The 18,179-nt window shown below is 62.9% G+C and carries 18 protein-coding genes; 11 read left to right on the forward strand and 7 right to left on the reverse strand.

All coding sequences use genetic code 11. The features are described from left to right. Positions 1 to 6 precede the first annotated feature (6 nt). The 6 genes from lspA (at position 7) to mutL (ending at position 6,731) form a co-directional block, all read left to right on the forward strand. A complete protein-coding gene (lspA, locus tag IC761_RS31590; RefSeq protein ID WP_195800540.1) occupies positions 7 to 501 on the forward strand; it encodes a signal peptidase II in 495 nt (164 codons plus the stop codon). Positions 502 to 594: 93 nt separating this feature from the next. Continuing rightward, positions 595 to 1,320 carry a hypothetical protein gene (locus IC761_RS31595; RefSeq protein ID WP_195800541.1) on the forward strand — a complete coding sequence of 242 codons (726 nt, stop codon included), beginning with the start codon at positions 595 to 597 and terminating at the stop codon, positions 1,318 to 1,320. 197 nt (positions 1,321 to 1,517) lie between these two features. Further along, positions 1,518 to 2,912, forward strand: a complete 1,395-nt coding sequence (locus tag IC761_RS31600; protein WP_438265065.1) for a M16 family metallopeptidase — start codon at positions 1,518 to 1,520, stop codon at positions 2,910 to 2,912. After that, on the forward strand, positions 2,909 to 4,282 hold the full coding sequence (locus IC761_RS31605) for a M16 family metallopeptidase (protein ID WP_195800543.1): 1,374 nt from the start codon (positions 2,909 to 2,911) through the stop codon (positions 4,280 to 4,282). Before IC761_RS31600 ends, IC761_RS31605 begins: the two co-directional genes overlap by 4 nt. Before the next feature lie 116 nt (positions 4,283 to 4,398). Further along, positions 4,399 to 4,815, forward strand: a complete 417-nt coding sequence (gene arfB / locus IC761_RS31610; RefSeq protein WP_195800544.1) for an alternative ribosome rescue aminoacyl-tRNA hydrolase ArfB — start codon at positions 4,399 to 4,401, stop codon at positions 4,813 to 4,815. A 101-nt stretch (positions 4,816 to 4,916) separates the two neighbouring features. Next, positions 4,917 to 6,731, forward strand: a complete 1,815-nt coding sequence (gene mutL / locus IC761_RS31615; RefSeq protein ID WP_195800545.1) for a DNA mismatch repair endonuclease MutL — start codon at positions 4,917 to 4,919, stop codon at positions 6,729 to 6,731. A 1-nt stretch (position 6,732) separates the two neighbouring features. Here mutL and rsmD read toward each other — a convergent pair whose 3' ends face one another. Both rsmD and IC761_RS31625 read right to left on the reverse strand, forming a co-directional pair. Next, entirely contained in the window at positions 6,733 to 7,290 is a 558-nt protein-coding gene (gene rsmD / locus IC761_RS31620) for a 16S rRNA (guanine(966)-N(2))-methyltransferase RsmD (RefSeq protein WP_195800546.1), read from the reverse strand. Between the two features lies 1 nt (position 7,291). Further along, positions 7,292 to 9,373: a pseudouridine synthase gene (locus IC761_RS31625; RefSeq protein WP_195800547.1), complete on the reverse strand. Its 2,082-nt coding sequence runs from the start codon at positions 9,371 to 9,373 to the stop codon at positions 7,292 to 7,294. A gap of 119 nt (positions 9,374 to 9,492) precedes the next feature. On the opposite strand from IC761_RS31625, the gene IC761_RS31630 reads away from it, so the two are divergent. Beyond that, positions 9,493 to 9,951, forward strand: a complete 459-nt coding sequence (locus IC761_RS31630) for a nucleoside deaminase (RefSeq protein WP_195800548.1) — start codon at positions 9,493 to 9,495, stop codon at positions 9,949 to 9,951. Here IC761_RS31630 and IC761_RS31635 read toward each other — a convergent pair. From IC761_RS31635 to IC761_RS31650, 4 genes are all read right to left on the reverse strand, one after another. Beyond that, entirely contained in the window at positions 9,948 to 10,853 is a 906-nt protein-coding gene (locus IC761_RS31635; RefSeq protein WP_195800549.1) for an alpha/beta fold hydrolase, read from the reverse strand. The genes IC761_RS31630 and IC761_RS31635 overlap by 4 nt on opposite strands. A 74-nt stretch (positions 10,854 to 10,927) precedes the next feature. Continuing rightward, the gene (gene purD / locus IC761_RS31640) at positions 10,928 to 12,211 is read right to left on the reverse strand and encodes a phosphoribosylamine--glycine ligase (RefSeq protein WP_195800550.1); all 1,284 of its coding nucleotides are present in this window, start codon (positions 12,209 to 12,211) and stop codon (positions 10,928 to 10,930) included. Between the two features lie 236 nt (positions 12,212 to 12,447). Continuing rightward, positions 12,448 to 12,657 (reverse strand): hypothetical protein, encoded by a 210-nt coding sequence (locus IC761_RS36030; RefSeq protein ID WP_246791393.1) that lies wholly within the window; start codon positions 12,655 to 12,657, stop codon positions 12,448 to 12,450. A gap of 4 nt (positions 12,658 to 12,661) precedes the next feature. After that, positions 12,662 to 12,865: a DUF3606 domain-containing protein gene (locus IC761_RS31650; protein ID WP_438265156.1), complete on the reverse strand. Its 204-nt coding sequence runs from the start codon at positions 12,863 to 12,865 to the stop codon at positions 12,662 to 12,664. Between the two features lie 142 nt (positions 12,866 to 13,007). On the opposite strand from IC761_RS31650, the gene IC761_RS35755 reads away from it, so the two are divergent. From IC761_RS35755 to IC761_RS31670, 4 genes are all read left to right on the forward strand, one after another. Continuing rightward, a complete protein-coding gene (locus IC761_RS35755; protein WP_210338501.1) occupies positions 13,008 to 13,565 on the forward strand; it encodes a hypothetical protein in 558 nt (185 codons plus the stop codon). Between the two features lie 416 nt (positions 13,566 to 13,981). Continuing rightward, positions 13,982 to 15,019: a hypothetical protein gene (locus IC761_RS31660; RefSeq protein WP_195800552.1), complete on the forward strand. Its 1,038-nt coding sequence runs from the start codon at positions 13,982 to 13,984 to the stop codon at positions 15,017 to 15,019. A gap of 453 nt (positions 15,020 to 15,472) precedes the next feature. Further along, positions 15,473 to 15,787, forward strand: a complete 315-nt coding sequence (locus IC761_RS31665) for a hypothetical protein (protein ID WP_195800553.1) — start codon at positions 15,473 to 15,475, stop codon at positions 15,785 to 15,787. Then, complete coding sequence (locus tag IC761_RS31670) at positions 15,784 to 17,484, forward strand: tetratricopeptide repeat protein (RefSeq protein ID WP_195800554.1); 1,701 nt, start codon at positions 15,784 to 15,786, stop codon at positions 17,482 to 17,484. The genes IC761_RS31665 and IC761_RS31670 overlap by 4 nt, the downstream gene beginning before the upstream one ends. Positions 17,485 to 17,628: 144 nt before the next feature. Here IC761_RS31670 and IC761_RS31675 read toward each other — a convergent pair whose 3' ends face one another. Then, positions 17,629 to 18,042 (reverse strand): hypothetical protein, encoded by a 414-nt coding sequence (locus tag IC761_RS31675; protein ID WP_246791394.1) that lies wholly within the window; start codon positions 18,040 to 18,042, stop codon positions 17,629 to 17,631. Between the last annotated feature and the right edge of the window lie 137 nt (positions 18,043 to 18,179).

Here is an 18,179-nt window from a genome sequence, read left to right on the forward strand (position 1 = left end):
CCGACCATGACCCCCGTCCGCGCCGGCCTCATCTCGGCCATCGTCACGGTCATCCTCGACCAGGCCTCAAAGCTCTGGCTGCTGAACGTGCTCGACCTCGCCCATCGCGGCGCGGTGAAGGTGACGCCGTTCTTCGACCTGGTGCTGGCCTGGAACATCGGCATCAGCTTCGGCTGGCTCCAGAACGACAACCAGGCGGCGCAGATCGCGCTAATGGCGGTGAAAGTCATCGCCGTGGTCGCGCTGGCGATCTGGATGGCCCGGTCCCGTACAAGGCTGGCCACCGTCGGGCTGGGGCTGATCATCGGCGGCGCCGTCGGCAACGGCATCGACCGCCTGGCCTACGGCGCGGTGGTCGATTTCGCCCTGTTCCATGTCGAGATCGCTGGAAATACCTTTAATTGGTACGTCTTCAACCTGGCCGACGTGGCCATCGTTGCCGGGGTGGCGGCGCTATTGTATGATTCCTTCCTGGGGGTACCCGCCGCAAAAGCGCCCTGATCCCGGCCGATACGGGCCGGAGGTGGAACCTGGCTTGGCGAGGACGGCCGCGCATGGCGTGGCCATCTGCCACAATATGGAACAGGTACAGTTATGCGCAGCTCCGAGACCAGCGTTTCAATGGGTCTAGACCCCCGGAAGGGGATTTGGCGGGTGCTGAAATTGTCCGCCGTTGCACTCGGCATCGGCCTCGTCATGTCGGCAGGCCCGGTCCGCGCCGGTGACGACGACGATGACGATGACGGCATGAGCTTCGAAGAGAAGATCATCGACAATCTGATGTCCGGCATCGGTGCCAAGAGCATGGAGAAGAAAGGTATCGAGTACCGCGAGCGGTCGCCGCTGGTGGTGCCGCCCAAGCTCGACCTGCCGCCGCCCGCCGGCGCGGAAGCCAAGAACGCGCCGAACTGGCCGAAGGATCCCGACGAGAAGCGCCGCAAGGAGGCGATCGCCCAGCGGAAGAAGGCGGTCAAGGCGACGGAGAACTGGCAGGCCGCCCAGCCGATGACGCCCGCCGAGATGAAGGCCGGCCAAACCGCCGCCCCCGAGCGCACGAACAACGATCCGATCCAGCCGGGCACCAACGGCAACCCGTCGCTGAGCCCGGCCCAGCTCGGTTTTACCGGCGGCCTGTGGAACATGATGACGAACAACAAAGGCGAGACCAAGCAATTCACGACCGAGCCGCCGCGCCAGTCGCTGACCGAGCCGCCGCCAGGATATCAGACGCCTTCGTCGAGCTATGCCTATGGCGCCGGTGAGGACAAGACGCGTCATACCTATTTCGACATCATGTCCGGCAAGGACAGGGAACAATAGCGTCCCTCGCCTGCCGCTACACGCGACCGGCGCGAACTGGCGTCGGCGCCTTGTACGCAGGACGCGGTCCATAAATTGCTTATCAGTAACTTGCCTACGCGTTGAGTTCTCTGCTTCGTGACGCGAAGCCTCAGCCGCACGGTGTACGATGCCGTGCCTCCGAGCCGGAGATCCGGGCTCGCCCTTTCATAAGGATCATGATGTCCTCTTACCGATCGGCCGCCTGCCTCCTTGCCGTGCTGCTTTCGACGAGTGTCCTGACGGCCGGCGCCGCCCTCGCCCAGACCACGGTAACCTCGGCTCCGCCCGCGAGCTTCACGCTTAGCAACGGCCTTCAGGTCGTGGTGATCCCGGACCACCGCACGCCAGTGGTCACCGAGATGATCTGGTACAAGGTCGGCTCGGCCGACGAGACGCCGGGCAAGTCCGGCCTCGCCCATTTCCTCGAACATCTGATGTTCAAGGGCACCGAGAAGCATCCGGTCGGCGAGTTCTCCCAGACCGTGCTCCGCGTCGGTGGCAACGAGAACGCCTCGACCTCAGTCGACTACACCAATTACTACCAGCGCGTGCCGCGCGAGCAATTGCCGACCATGATGGAGTTCGAGGCCGATCGCATGACCGGCCTCATCCTCAAGGACGAGAACGTGCTGCCCGAGCGCGACGTCGTGCTCGAAGAATACAACATGCGGGTTGCCAACAGCCCTGACGCGCGGCTCAACGAGCAGATCATGGCCGCGCTCTATCTCAACCATCCCTACGGCCGTCCGGTGATCGGCTGGCACCAGGAGATCGAGAAGCTCAATCGCGAGGACGCGCTCGCCTTCTACCGCCGCTTCTACGCGCCCAACAACGCGATCCTGGTGATCGCCGGCGACGTCGAGGCCGCCGATGTCCGGCCGCTGGTCGAGCGCAATTTCGGCCCGATCGCGGCCCAGCCCGCGATCCCCGCACAGCGCATCCGCCCGCAGGAGCCGGAGCCGGCCGCACCGCGCACCGTTACGCTGTCCGACCCGCGGGTCGAACAGCCCAGCCTGCGACGCTATTACCTGGTGCCCTCGGCAACGACGGCCGCGGCCGGCGAGAGCGCAGCCCTCGACGTGCTCGCGCAATTGATGGGCAGCGGCAGCAATTCCTATCTCTACCGCGCGCTCGTCGTCGACAAGCCGCTCGCGGTCTCCGCGAGCGCCGGCTATTCCAGCATCTCGCTCGATCCGACCCAGTTCTCAGTCTCGGCTGCGCCGAAACCCGGTGTCAGCTTCGCGGATGTCGAGCAGGTGATCGACGGCGTCATCGCCGACATCGTGGCGAACCCGATCCGCGCCGAGGATCTCGAGCGGGTCAAGACCCAGCTCATCGCGGAGGCGATCTACGCCCAGGACAATCAGGCCGTGCTGGCGCGCTGGTATGGCGGCGCGCTGACCACGGGCCTCTCGATCGAGGACATCAGGAGCTGGCCCGATCGCATCCGCGCCGTCACCGCCGAGCAGGTCCGCGCCGCGGCGCAGAAATGGCTCGAGAAGAAGCGCTCGGTAACGGGCTATCTGATCAAGGACACCGCGACCACCAAGCGCGAGGAGAAGCGTTCGTGACCCATCCTTTCCTTCGCGCACGCCATTTCGCGTTATCCGCCGTCACCGGCGCTGCCCTCGCACTTGCCTCGGTATCGCCGTCGCAGGCCGCCGCCAAGATCCAGCACCTGCTCTCGCCCGGCGGCATCGAGGCCTGGTTCGTGCAGGACGCCACCGTGCCGCTGATCGCCATGGAATATTCCTTTGCCGGCGGCTCGGCGCAGGATCCCAAGGACAAGCCGGGCGTCGCCAACCTAGTCGGCGACCTCCTCGACGAAGGCTCTGGTGATCTCGATTCCAAGACTTTCCATGAGCGGCTCGACCGCCGCGCCATCGAGCTCTCCTTCAGCGCCACCCGCGACACCTTCCGCGGCAGCCTGCGCATGCTGCGCGACAACAAGGACGAGGCCTTCGATCTGTTGCGCTCGGCGCTGACCTCGCCGCATTTCGAAGCGGCGGATGTCGAGCGCATTCGCTCCCAGGTCATCTCGGGACTGCGCCGCGAGACCACCAACCCGTCGTCGCTGGCGAGCCGCAAATTCCTCGAGATCGCCTTCGGCGATCACCCGTACGGCCGGCAGACCAACGGTACGCTGGACAGCGTACCCACCATCACGGTCGCCGACATGAAGGACTATGTCGGGCGCATCCTCGCCAGGGACACGCTGAAGATCGCGGTGGTCGGCGACGTCGATCCTGCCACCCTCGGCAAGCTGCTCGATCACGCCTTTGGCGCCCTGCCCGCCAAGGCCAGCCTCATGCCGGTTCCCGACATCGAGGCGACCAAGCCGCCGCAGCGCGCCTTCGTACCGCTCGACGTGCCGCAGACGGTGATCACCTTCGGCGGCCCCGGCGTGAAGCGCAACGATCCGAACTTCATGCCGGCCTACGTGGTCAATCACATCCTCGGCGGTGGCGGTTTGTCCTCGCGGCTCTATCATGAGGTCCGCGAGAAGCGCGGGCTCGCCTATTCGGTGTTTGAATCGCTGCTCTGGATGGAACATTCGGCGGTCTTCATCGGCAACACCGGCACGCGCGCCGACCGCGCCGGCGACACTATCGATGCCATCGAGAAGGAAGTGCGCCGTATCGCCGACGAGGGTCCGACCCAGCAGGAGCTCGACGAGGCCAAGTCCTACCTCAAGGGATCGCAGATGCTGGCGCTCGACACCTCCTCCAAGCTCGCGCAGGCGCTGCTGCAATATCAACAGGACAAGCTGCCGATCGACTATATCGAGAAGCGCAACGCCATCGTCGACGCGGTGACGCTGGACGACGCCAAGGCCGCCGCCAAGCGACTGTGGGGTCAGGGGCTCCTGACCGTCATCGTCGGCCGCGCGCCGCAGGCCGCGGCGCAACCGGTGGCGGCACCGGCGACGAAGTCGAACTGACGTCCATCATATTTCCTGAAATGGCCGGGCTCGCCCGGCCATTTGCGTTTCCACCATCCACCATTGCCGAACGTGGACGTTCCGGGATATGTCCGGACATCACGAATGGTGGCATCATGCTGCGGATATCCCGCGATCTCGTCATCGACGAGGACGATATCGAGATCGGCTTTGTCCGCGCCTCCGGCCCGGGCGGGCAAAATGTCAACAAGGTCTCGACCTCGGCCCAGCTGCGCTTCGACACGCGCAAGCTGACCATCCCGGAGGACGCAACGATCCGGCTCGCCCGCATCGCCGGCCAGCGCATGACCAAGGACGGCGTGATCGTGATCCACGCCCAGCGCTTCCGCACCCAGGAACGCAACCGCCAGGACGCCATCGACCGGCTCGTCGAGATCCTGACCGAAGCGATGATCCGGCCGACACCGCGACGCGCGACGCGACCGACCTTTGCCTCCAAGCAGCGCCGGCTCGACGGCAAGAAGCGCCGCAGCGACGTCAAGGCCGGACGCGGCGGGCAGTTCGACGATTAGGACCCGGGTTCGTTATGGCATGTGGGCAGTCAGGACTTGCCCCATGCAATTGTGCGCCGGCCGGACTAAATTGGGCACCTGAACGCTCACTGAGTTCCTTCATGCCCGTCCGCCAATTGCCAGAGCAGGTCGTCAACCGCATCGCTGCCGGCGAGGTGGTCGAACGGCCCGCGAGTGTGGTCAAGGAACTCGTGGAGAACGCGATCGATGCCGGCGCAAGCCGGATCGATGTCTTCACCGATGGCGGCGGGCGGCGGCGGATCGGCATCACCGACGACGGCGGCGGCATGACGGCGAAGGATCTGTCGCTCGCGGTCGAGCGTCACGCTACGTCCAAGCTCGACGACGAGGATTTGCTCCAGATCCGTACGCTCGGGTTCCGCGGCGAGGCCCTGCCCTCGATCGGCTCGGTGGCACGGCTGTCGATCACGACGCGGCACACCAGCGAGCCGCATGCCTGGGCGCTCTCAGTCGAGGGCGGTGACAAATCGGAGATCATGCCGGCGGCGCTGGCACACGGCACCCGCGTCGAGGTCAACGACCTCTTCTATGCGACGCCGGCGCGGCTGAAGTTTCTGAAGACCGACCGCACCGAGGCCGAAGCGATCCGCGAGGTGGTGCGGCGGCTGGCGATGGCGCGCCCCGATATCGCCTTCACGCTCGCCGGCGAGGAGCGCGCACCGGTCACCTGGGCCGCGGCGCTGCCAGGCGCCGCCGGGCGGCTGACGCGACTCGGCGATATCCTCGGCCCGGAGTTTCGCAGCCATGCGATCGAGGTTCACGCCGAGCGCGAGGGCATCGTCGTCGCCGGCTATGCGGCCGCACCAGCTCTGACCAAAGCGAACGCGCTCGGGCAATATCTCTTCGTCAACGGCCGCCCGGTGCGCGACAAGCTGATCCTGGGCGCCGTGCGCGCCGCCTATGCCGACTACCTGCCGCGTGACCGTCATCCGGTGCTGGCGCTGTTCGTCACGCTCGACCCGCGCGAGGTCGACGCCAACGTACATCCGGCCAAGACCGAGGTGCGCTTCCGCAATGCGGGTCTCGTCCGTGCACTGATCGTGCACGGCTTGAAGGAAGCGCTCGCACGCGAAGGTCGCCGCACCGCGGCTAACAGTGGCGAGAGTGCCTTGTCCTCGTTCCGGCCCGCCTTCACGCCACAGCGTCCGGCCGGCTGGGACTGGCGGGCCTCGCCGTCCGCGCCAGTTGCGCCGATGCCGTCATTCGACGGAGCGGCCGCGCCCGCTTTCGCCGAGCGCGCGCAAGCCGCCTTCGACGTCGGTGCTCCCAGCGCTGACGTGCGGTTCGAGACGCAGGCCGTGAGCGAGCTCGTCGACCGCCCGCTTGGCGCCGCGCGCACGCAGCTCCACGAAACCTATATCGTGTCGCAGACCCGCGACGGCCTGATCATCGTCGACCAGCACGCCGCGCATGAGCGCATCGTCTATGAGCGCCTCAAGGCGTCGCTGGCCGAAAACGGCGTGCAGCGGCAGATCCTGCTGATCCCCGAGATCGTCGAGATGGACGAAGCCATTGTGGAGCGCCTGCTCGAGCGTAGCGAGGAGCTTGCGTCGTTCGGGCTTGCGATCGAATCCTTCGGCCCCGGCGCGGTCGCGGTGCGCGAGACGCCGTCGCTGCTCGGCAAGACCAATGCGGGCGGGCTGCTTCGCGATCTTTCCGAGCACATGGCTGAATGGGACGAGGCGCTGCCACTGGAGCGCCGCCTGATGCACGTCGCCGCCACCATGGCCTGCCACGGCTCGGTGCGCGCCGGCCGCAGGCTGAGGCCGGAAGAGATGAACGCCCTGCTCCGCGAGATGGAGGAGACGCCGAATTCCGGCCAGTGCAACCATGGCCGGCCGACCTATGTCGAGCTGAAGCTCGCCGATGTGGAGAAGCTGTTCGGGCGGAGGTGAATTACGCGTTGCGCTTCAAAAATACGAATTCCGTGTCGTCATACGCCCGCCGCTCCAATTCCTCGAACCCTTCCGGCGTTGCGAACTGCGCGGCCTTGGCCTCTTCCACCACAAGCAGCGCACCAGGCGTCAACCAGCCGCCATCACGCAAGGAGGCCAGCGCCGTCTCCGCAAACCCCTTGCCATAGGGCGGATCGAGGAACACCAGGGAGAACGGCTCGACGGGATGCGCGGGGCCGAGATCGGTCGCGTCGCGGCGATAGACTTTTGTGACGCCGCCGAGACCCAGCGTCTCGACGTTGTTGCGCAGCAGCGCCCGCGCCTCGGCGCCATTGTCGACGAACAGCGTGAACTTCGCGCCGCGAGAGGACGCCTCGATGCCGAGCGCGCCGGTGCCGGCAAAGAGATCGAGCACGCGCGCATCCACGATCGGATCGTCATAGGCATGCACGAGAATGTTGAACACGGACTCGCGCAGGCGATCCGCGGTGGGACGGATGTCGCGCGAGGACGGTGAGGCGAGATTGCGCCCCTTCAAGCGACCGCCGACCACGCGCATGCTATTCGTCCCGCGGCGTCAGATCGCGTTTGCCGTGATAGCCGCGCTTGGGACGGCGCGGCGGGCCGTATCCGTTGGCCGCTTCCTCGTTGCGCTCGCGCGCCTCGTCGCTGCCGGTACGCTGCACCAGCACGCGGCGGCCCTTGCGGTCGGCAATCACGGCGCGCTTGGACGGCTTGTTCTCGCTCGCCGCATCGCCCTCGCCTGCCGATGATTTCTGCGGCACGTCGAACTGCGCCCCGGATTTTTCGATCACCTTGTCGCCAAGCTGCTCGCGCAGCACGCGCGAACGGATCTCCTCGACCTGGCCCTCGGGCACCTCGCCGAGCTGGAACGGTCCGTAGGAGACGCGGATCAGCCGGTTCACCTCGAGCCCGAGATGGGCGCAGACGTTGCGCACCTCGCGATTCTTGCCTTCGCGGATCGCGAACACCAGCCAGACATTGGCGCCCTGGTCGCGCTCCAGCGTCGCTTCGATCGGGCCGTATTTGACGCCCTCGACCTCGATGCCTTCCTTGAGCTGGTCGAGTTGGGCCTGCGTGACATCGCCATGGGCGCGGACGCGGTAGCGGCGCAGCCAGCCGGTGTCGGGCAGCTCGAGCGTACGCGCGAGCCCGCCATCATTGGTGAGCAGCAGCAAGCCTTCGGTGTTGAAGTCGAGCCGGCCGATCGAGATCAGCCGCGGCAGGCCTTCGGGCAGATTGTCGAACACGGTCGGACGGCGCTCGGGGTCGTCATGCGTCGTCATCAGCCCGCGCGGCTTGTGATAAAGAAACAGCCGCGTGCGCTCGCGCTCCGGCAGTGGCTTGCCGTCGACCAGAACGACGTCGTTCTTGGTGATGTCGAGCGCCGGCGAGTTGATGACACGGCCGTTGACGGTGACGCGGCCCTGCGTGACCATCTCCTCGGCATCGCGGCGCGAGGCAAGGCCCGCGCGCGCCAGCGCCTTGGCGATGCGCTCGCCGGCCTTTTTCGGCTTCGGCGCGTCTTCGCGCCGCGGCCGGCCCTCGAAATCACGATCGCGCTCGCGATAGGCGCCACGGCCGCCAAAGGCGGGGCGCTTCTCGAAGATCCTGCTGTCGTCCTCGTTTTCGCGGCGCGGACGATCGCCGAAACGGCCTTCGCTGCGCGGATGCTCGTGCCAGTCGGAGCGGCCTTCGGAGCGCTCGCGCGGACGATCGAATTTCGGGCGGTCACCACCGCGTCCACCACGCTCGCCATCACCATCGCGACGGGGCCGATCGAATTTGGGACGATCCTCGCGCGAGCGATCGAATTTGGGACGGTCGCGGAACGGACGATCACCCGACGGACGATCGTCGCGCGAACGCGAGAAACGCGGGCGGTCCTCGCCGCCTTCGCGCTTCTGCCAGGGTTTGTCGGCACCGCGATCGCGGCCACCAAAATCCTTGCGTGGCCCGCGATCCGGCGCTCCCCGCGAAAATTTCCGCTCGCCGTCGAACTTGCGTTCGGGGCGCTCGCCGCGCGGCGCGCGATCACCGCGATCGAAATTCGGGCGGTCTCCAGGCGGCTTGAAGCTGCGCTCGCCACGATCCTCGCGCGGCCCGCCCCGCGAGAACTTGCGTTCACCATCGAACTTGCGTTCCGGACGATCGCCACGCGGCGCATAGGGCCGCTTGTCACCGAACTTCTTGTCGCCGGACCGGCCGGCCGGACGCGAATCGTCGCGGTCCCGGCTGCGCGGCGGACGGTCGTCGCGGCCATAGGACGGACGATCCCCACGCGGCTTGAAGGAGCGCTTCTCGCCATCGCGGGCTCCGCGATCGGAGAAGGGTCGGTCGCCACGCGGTTTGAAGCTGCGCTCCTCGCCGCCGCGGTCGTCGCGCTTGAAGCGGGGACGGTCGGAAAAATCGCGGCGGGGGGCATCGCCCTCCTCGCGGCGGCGGAACGGACGGCTATCACGGTCACCACGGGGCGGCGGCCGGCTGTCGCGATCGCCCTTGCCCTCGAAGCCGCGCTTGGCGAACTTCTTGTCGGGACCGCGCGGTTTGCCGCTACGGCCGCCTTTGGGGGGGCCTCGCCGGCCGCGGGAATCGTTGTCTTTGTCGCTATCGCGAGGCATGAATAATCTCACTCAGGGGGTGGCCAAAAAGCATTGTGCGCGCTCATTCAGAGCCGCATGCTCAGGCGAAATCGGTAAGCACTTCTGCTGAAGGCGCAGCTACTAGCAGGTTTCTTCGGATGATACGAGGCTTGAAAGCCCCCTCTTTCATGGATTTGGCGCTTCTGGCGGCCGAAAATGCCGGAAAAGCGGGCGAAGTTCCGATCGGATGCGTGGTGGTCCGCGATGACGAGGTGATCGCCACCGCCGGTAATCGGACGCTGACCGACCACGACCCCACGGCCCATGCCGAGATCATCGCGCTGCGCGAGGCCGCCAGGAAAATCGGCAGCGAGCGCCTGGTCGACTGCGACCTCTACGTGACGCTGGAGCCCTGCACCATGTGTGCGGGCGCGATCTCCTTTGCAAGGGTCCGGCGGCTCTATTACGGCGCGGCCGATCCCAAGGGCGGCGCGGTGGAATCAGGCGTGCGATTCTTTGCGTCCCCGACCTGCCACCACGCGCCGGATGTCTATTCCGGCGTCGGCGAGAGCGAGGCGGCGCGGCTGCTCAAGGAGTTCTTTCGCGAGCGGCGTTAACCGCCCGCGAAGAACGCACGCAGCGCCCTGGCGGTGACGTCGGGGTTCTCCTCGGTGAGGAAGTGGCCGGAGTCCACCGGCTGGCCTTCGACCTTGGTCGCCCATTGCTTCCAGGTGTCGAGCGGGGTTGCGGCGGCTTGCGCAATGCCTGCGCCACCCCACAGCGCCAGCATCGGAATGGTGATCTTCTTGCCGGACTCGAAGTCGGCCTTGTCGAGGTCGTAGTCGAAATAGGCCCCGGCGCGATAATCCTCGCACATCGCATGCACGCGGGCGGGATCGCGGAACGGGGCGATGTAGTGCTCGAGCGCGCGCGGGTCGATGGCCTCGAGCGTCTTCGACTTGGTCTGGCTCGCCATCTTGAAGCGCAGGAAGAACTCGCCATTGGCGGAGATCAGCGTCTCCGGCAGCGGCGCGGGCTGGGCGAGAAACGTCCAGTGATAGATCTTCAGCGCATAGGCGCGGTTCATCCGCTCCCAGTAATTATACGTCGGCAGGATATCGAGCACCGCGAGCTTCGACAGCCGGCCGGGATGGTCGAGCGCCAGCCGGTACGAGACGCGGCCGCCGCGGTCGTGGCCGGCGAGCGCGAAGTGGACGTGGCCGAGGCTCTCCATCGCCTCCACCATCGCCTTGGCCATGGCGCGCTTGCTGTAGGGCATGTGCAGCGGATCGCTCTCGGGCATGTCGGACCAGCCATAGCCCGGCAGGTCGGCGATGATCAGCGTGAACTTGTCCGAGAGCTGCGGCGCGACGCGGTGCCACATCACATGGGTCTCGGAGAAGCCGTGCAGCAGCAACAGCGGCGGCCCCTTGCCGCCGACGCGGGCGAAGATGCGACAGAGCGAGGTGTTGATCCATTCGGAGGCGAAGCCGGGATAGAGGTCGGCGAGATCGGACATCGGCTCCACTCTCAAACGTCGAAAACAACCCCATGCACAGTAGAGCAGCCTTTGATTTACTTATACAATTTTCGTCAGCCCCTGGACTTCTCGGCGTCCACCGCCTGCCAGCCGATGTCGCGGCGGCAGAAGCCGTCCGGCCAGTTGATGCGGTCGACGGCCTGATAGGCGCGCGCCTGCGCCTCGGTCACGGTGGCGCCCAGCGCGCAGACATTGAGCACGCGGCCGCCATTGGCGAGGATCGCGCCGTCCTTCGCAACCGTGCCGGCGTGGAAGATCTCGACGGTGTCGACCCGAGCCGCGTCATCGAGCCCCTCGATCCGCGTGCCCTTCCGGGTGTCGCCGGGATAGCCTTTTGCTGCCATCACCACCGTCAATGCAGACTCCGGATACCAGCGCAGGTCAAAGTTCTTCAGCTGGCCGTCGCAGGCGGCGAGGAACGCCGGCACGATGTCCGACATCATGCGCAGCATCAGCACCTGGCACTCGGGATCGCCGAAGCGGACGTTGAACTCGAACAGCTTTGGGCCCTGCGTCGTCAGCATGATCCCGGCATAGAGAATGCCGCGGAACGGCGTGCCGCGGCTCTTCATGCCGGCGACCGTCGGCAGAATGATTTTTGCCATGATCGCATCGTGGATCGCCGGCGTCACCAGCGGCGTCGGCGAATATGCGCCCATGCCGCCGGTGTTCGGGCCGACATCGTGGTCGAACACGCGCTTGTGGTCCTGCGCGGAGGCCAGCGGAATGGCGGTCTCGCCGTCGCACAGCGCAAAGAAGCTGATCTCGCGGCCGGGCAGAAACTCCTCGATCACGGCTTCAGTGCCGGCCTCGCCAAAGGCGCCCTCGAACATCATGGCGATGGCGTCCTCCGCCTCGCGCACGGTCTTGGCGACGACGACGCCCTTGCCGGCGGCAAGCCCGTCGGCCTTCACGACGATCGGCGCGCCCTGGCTCTGCACATAGGCGCGCGCATCATCGGCATTGGTGAATCGCTCATAGGCGCCGGTCGGAATGCCGAATTCGGTGCACAGCGCCTTGGTAAAACCCTTGGAGCTTTCGAGCTGGGCCGGGATCCTGTTCGGCCCGAACGCCTTGATGCCGGCGGCGGTGAGATCGTCGACGATGCCGGCCGCCAGCGGCGTCTCCGGGCCGACCACCACGAGCTCGACCGCGTTCTGCTTGCAGAAGCCGATCACGGCGCCATGGTCGGCGACATCGAGCGCCACGCATTCCGCCTCGCGCGCGATGCCGGCATTGCCGGGCGCGCACCAGAGTTTGGTCACCAGGGGGGAGGCTGCGATCTTCCACGCCAGGGCATGTTCGCGGCCGCCGGAACCAAGCAGGAGAATGTGCATCGAGGGCTCGAAATGAGGGGTTTTGCTGGGGCCGGAGGTCGCATGAATCGGGGTGGGTGTGAAGGGGGTGAGGCCTGAACTCCCCGTCATTCCGGGGCGCGGCCCGCATACCAAAGGCTTGGGCTCAGCGGCGGAGCCATCCAAGAGCGTTGGCGCGCAAGGAGAGCAGCCAATTCCAGAGGCGAGCGAACCACGGCAGCGTGAAGAGTTTTGGGCGGACGATCCTGAACAGTCTTTCAACCAGAAACAGGCTGGCCCGCGTAGGCGCAAACGATGACGGCGGTGCCGGTGATCCAATGCCCTTCGCCCGCAATCGCGACGGCAGCGAGCTTCAGGGGCTCGACGATGCTGGCCGGGATGAGAAGCAGCACGAGGGATTGGTAAGGCCCCAATCCCTCGATGTAGCGACGCAGCCGCGATGGCCGATGTGACGCGGGCCGCGACATCGGACTACCGCCCCAGCCTCTTCTCCACCTTCTTCCTGGTGTTGCCGACTTTTCTCACCGCCTTCTTGACGGCCGAGGCCGACCGTCCGGTTTTCCTGGCCTCGTATTGGACCTCGTAGTCTTGCCCGCCGGCGACGCGGCTGCGGTCCTGCTTGCGCCCGCGGGTGGTCTGTTTCTTTGCCTTCTTCGCCATGACACTCCTCCTCATGGCGCAACGCAGGACCAAGTCGCCCGGTTCCGCGCGCCCTTCCCCGCTTTGATGACCGCGATGCGCGATGCGCCGCGCGCGGCGCGACGCGAATTGGAACGGACCGATGGCGGACGGCTTGATGGCTGAAAGGAGTGCCATCATGAACATCTCCCGCTTTGCGCTCGTCATGGCCGTTATCATTCCCTGCTCCGCGTTCGCCCAAGGTGGCGGTGGCGGTGGAGCTGGTGGTGGAGGCGCAGGCGGAGCATCATCGTCAGCCGGCGCGGGAGGCGCAGCCTCCTCTTCAGGGACGGCGGGTGCAGCCGCAACATCTCCATCCGGTTCAGTCGGGACCGGTGCTGCAGGGACGGGTGTTACAGGGACCGGTGCAAATGCGAACGCAACGACGACACCCAACCTCAACACTGGATCAGCCACGGGAAACGCTGCGGGCGGCAATTTCAACAGCCCCTCGCCCACCCAATCCGGTGCAAATCTTCCAACAGGCAACGGCAATGGACTGACAACGGGAGCGGCACCCGGCACCAACACGGCCGGCACGGCCGCCCCGTCGGGTGCGCCCGCAAACGCACAAGGCGCCCCCGCGGGCGGCATCGGCAGGCCGATGACACAGGACGAAAAGGGCAGTGACGACAGGATCGATCAAGAGAACAACCGCGCCGACAAGATCGTGGGGAAGATTTGCAAAAACTGCTGAATGGCACCCTGTGCATCGCTTTCGTCGCAGCGCTTGCGTTGAATGAGCCTGCCGAGGCCAGGCACCACAGGCAGCACACGCATCCCGTCGCATCCGTGACAGGCGAGCCCAACGCCACCAAGCCTGCCGCGGATCCGCCTCGCGATCCCGCCGACATAGCGCTGGAGAAGAAGATCAAGAGCATCTGCCGCGGCTGCTAAGCGGGATGCTTGGCCAGGCGACCGGCAGGGGCTACTCAGGGGTGCAGTCCAGCACACCCAATTCATAAGGCTTGGGCACTCGATATGGTCGATCATCGAGTGCATTATCACCGTAACTCCAGAATTACCGGAAACATTCATCCCCATGTGTATTGCGGCGTTAGAACTCGAAAGGGTAGCATCGCTGAAGGACTTAGAACCGCGGGGCGTGCAGAGGTGTTCAACAAGCCTTTGGTGATCGTAGTCGGGGCCGGCGCAAGCCATGACGTTTACGGCCTTCCGCTGGGCGGAAAGTTGGCAGAACAGATCGCTCGCGACACAGACTTCATGTTTGGTGAGTACGTGAACCGACCGACCCGAGGAGATCCTGATCTCTTTGAGCACGTGCTCTATAAGAAGTTCCACGGCGATCGAGCGAAGCTCGATCGCTATACGTCGGCGGGGCACAAGCTCTCGGCTGCCATTGGCTCTGCGGTATCGGTCGACGACGCGCTCTACCAACTGAGTGATTTCCCGGAAGCTGTTGAGCTCGGTAAGGTTTGCATCATGCGCCGCATTTTGGCGGCAGAGGCAGCAAGCGATCTGAAGGTAAAGCCGGATCTTGGTGAGCCGTCGCCAACAGCCGGTAGAGAAGGTTGGATTGAGCAGCTGTTCTCAATGGCTATTGCCAATCATAAGCTTGCCGATGTTCCACACGCGTTCAAGCGGCTCACCATCATCAACTTTAACTATGATCGATGCATCGAGCACTATCTGTTTTGGTCACTTAAGAGGATCGGATTGTCAACGGATGAAGCGGCAAGCACAGTAGCTGGCCTCAATATCTTACGGCCCTATGGCACGCTCGGCTCGATCTTACCCGGTTCAAGGACGTTTCTACAATTCGGCGCCAATGCCAACTCTTCTGTTTCCCTCGATCTCACAAGCCGAATAAGGACCTTCACCGAGAGCCAGTCCCTCCATGACACTGATCAGCTTGCAGCTTCGTTAGAAGCAGCAGCGATGATCATCTTCCTGGGTTTTGGCTTTCACCCGCAGAACCTAAGGCTGCTTGCAATGCCAAAGCAACAGAACTGGCGTGGCGCAAGGACCATAGCGACAGCGTTCAAGGTCCACGATGCCAACTTGCCCGAGCTAAGGGCGGCAATATCTGAAACGATGCGGATTGATTCCACGCGAATCGAGTTTCATTCGATGACTGCCTCGACCATTCTGAAAGAACTGCGGATGAAAATTAATATGGCGATCGGCTAACTGTGCCCTCGTCCGCACATTTTGGCCGAGCGAGGTGCGATCGCCTTGCTATTAGGGCTCGCACCCGTTGCTGACGGGTTATGTCGGGCTTACGAATTACTACGAATTACGGTGACAGTGCACTCAATTCGTCTGCTCTCTTGGGAGTTAAGTGCACTGTCACCGTAATTCCATAGAACTTCGCGCTGCAGCGAGATGAAGCGGCCAAGACACTACGGCATCCCAGTCTTCTATCTGAAGAAATGGTGTTACGGTGACAGCGCACTAAATTCGAAGGCCAACACATCAATTGACATGGTTTAGTGCACTGTCACCGGAATCCCTAACTCCTTGTCCACCGAGACGTTCGTTGCAGCAAATACGAGCTTGAGAGTGCCGATATGAGACGTTACCCTAGGGTTGTGACCACCGATTGCAATCGAATTTTGCTCCGGCAGTCTGAGGAGCGTATTGATGGATATGTGGATGCTCAAGATAGCGGGCCAAATCGCCGGCATCGGTGGTCTAGCTCTAGTCATTCTTCTTATTCTTTTTCGGAACATCATTCGTAAGAATATATTCCCGACCTTGAAGAAGGATGATGCTTACCGCCTCCTGAGGCTTATTACTCTTCTTACTTTCCTTGTCGCGCTGGCTGGAATAGCTGCTTGGATTCTTAGCACGTCGCAAAGTCTAATTTCCCCAAGATTGCCTCCGCAAAATTCGACTTCGCAAAACTCTTCAGTTGTTGGCAACAATAACTCCGTAAACCAGAAAATTGAGAAATGAATGAGCGTTGGCATCCGCCGATTTCGCTGAGACGTGCCGTTCGCATAGGCGCTTTTTTTCTATGCTTGAATGGGATAGGAGCGGCACAAGACACAAAGCAGGAGTCCAACATAAGCGGCAACAATAATACTGTTGTCCAGATCATTGGGGGAAAGACGCCAAATGAACTACGAGAAATTTCCGAAAGCGCAGTGAAGCTTGCGCAGCTATCAAAAGATAGCGGGATCGCTATTGCGGTCTTGCAACGTTTCTTTATGGACGTAAACGAGGCCAATGTTTCGCCAGAGAACTGGCCTGCAAAGCTTACTGAAATAGCAACTCGCTATAACGAACTGCGGACTCAATTGGCGGAGCGCAGCTCAAGCAGTGCCGCCAGCGCAGCCTTACGGGATCAAGCGAGAGCAGCGCTTGATGCGGGGCAATTCGATGTTGCCGAGAATCTGCTAGGGCAGTCTAAACAACTGAACTTGACTGCAGTCGCCCGACTGGACAGCGAAAAAGACAAAGTCCTTAATGAGGCTGCGGTCGATGCTGGAGCGCAGGGTAGCGCTGCACTTCTGCGTTACGACTTCGCCGCCGCAGCAAAGTATTTCACCGAAGCTCTCGGCCTGGCGAAACGCTCAGGCGATCGCGCAAAGCAGATGAGGTTTGCCTATAAAGCAGGACAGAGCTTTTATGAGGCTGACGAACTCGAAAAGGCGTTAGCACCCGCGACCGAAGGGGTAGCCCTTCGCAAAGAGATTACTGACACCGAGATTTCAGAGTGCGCAACGCTGACATCACTCGCCTGGATACAAGCGGCGCTTCTTCAGTTTGGCTCTGGCATGCGAAGCTACCAGGCGTGCTTGAACACATTCGAAGGCCGACCGCTCGAATATCTTCGCGAGCTCGACAACTATGCCTTTTTCCTTAAGCAAAATCACAATCCTGAACTGGCATTAATCGCCCAGCAGAAGGCTGTTGCGATTGCCAAATCGCTCCCGACGATCAGCATCGACGACCATGCAAAACTGCTCTGCAATCTTGGCGACACCTACCTCGATTTAGAGCAATATGAACTTGCCAGACAGACGCTAACGGAAGCTACAAATTTCGACGATGGCCGCTCCGATCACGTCGGCACACATCGCTGGGTATGTCTGCACAATCTCGGAACAAGCTACGGCTATCTAGAGCGATACGAAAAGGCTGACGCAATACTCAAGTCGGCGTTGGCTTTTGCTCTTGAATATTACGGCGAGAGAGGATCCGTTGCTATAACATTGTGGCAATTGGGTTGGGTGAACGAGAACTGGTATAAGATGGATGAGGCTCGAAATTACTATCACAGAGCTCTTGAAATCTGGGAGAGGCCTCCAGTTCAACGGCAACGTGCTGCAATGGCAACTGCCAAACTAGCGAAACTAGCACCAGGCCCCCTTGGAGTCGTGGTTCGTCCCTTGAGCGCCGATCTCAAAAAGCAAAAGGGAAGGCAATCACCTTCGGGTTGGGAGATATTGTTTGTCGAGCACGATGGCGTCGCGGCCAATGCGGGGCTTATGCGGGGCGATATCATCGTCACTGTCGATGGCAAGACGGTAAGTAGTATGAAGGACGACCTGCGAACCTATATAAAAAGTAAGAAGGCAGGGAGCGATTGCTCACTCAAAGTGAAACGAGGCGACGCCTGGCTAACTATAACTCTACCGAACTTGTAAGAGTGCAATCATCATATTCGTTCGGAGCGCCTTAAAGCACGTCTTTGGCCTTCATACGCAGTTGCGGTGACAATGCGTTTAATTCAAAGTCAAAGCAAAGCATCAGTTGGCGCGGTTTAGTGCACTCTCACCGCAATCCCCGGATCAATCATTCGCACCGACATCCGTAAAGAGGAATCCCGCCGGCGTCTTGGTGAAGACGAAGATGAGGTCGCCGCAGAAGACGAAGTAATTGTCGTTGTTCTCCTGATCGCGATCGTAGACGGCCTTGCCGCGCTGGATACACGCGCGATTTTTTGCCGTGAACGAGGTCGGATAGGTCTTGGCACGAAATTGCGCGGCGTCGCCAATTGCCTTGTCGTTCATGAACGGCAATCGCGTCATGCCGGCGACGGCGGCGGAATCGTTTGCCTTCAGCGCCGCACGAAACTTCCCGATGAAGCCATCGAATTCCTTCTGCAAGGCAGGAGAAGCGACGGCTTGCTTGGGCGCCTGGGCGACGGCTGGAGCAAGGTTCACGAGGGCGGCTGCGAGCACAATTCTCGACAAAAATCTCACGGGTCCGCTCCGTCCATCGGCTAATCGAGGTCTTTCGACCGAAAGAAATCCATGGTGATCTGTTGCGTTAGGGACTTTCTGGCTCGCCGGCGCGGCGTTGTCCCCGATGGTGACAGTGCACCAAATCCCAAAGCCCA

It is taken from the genome of Bradyrhizobium commune (assembly GCF_015624505.1).
Lineage (GTDB): Bacteria > Pseudomonadota > Alphaproteobacteria > Rhizobiales > Xanthobacteraceae > Bradyrhizobium > Bradyrhizobium commune.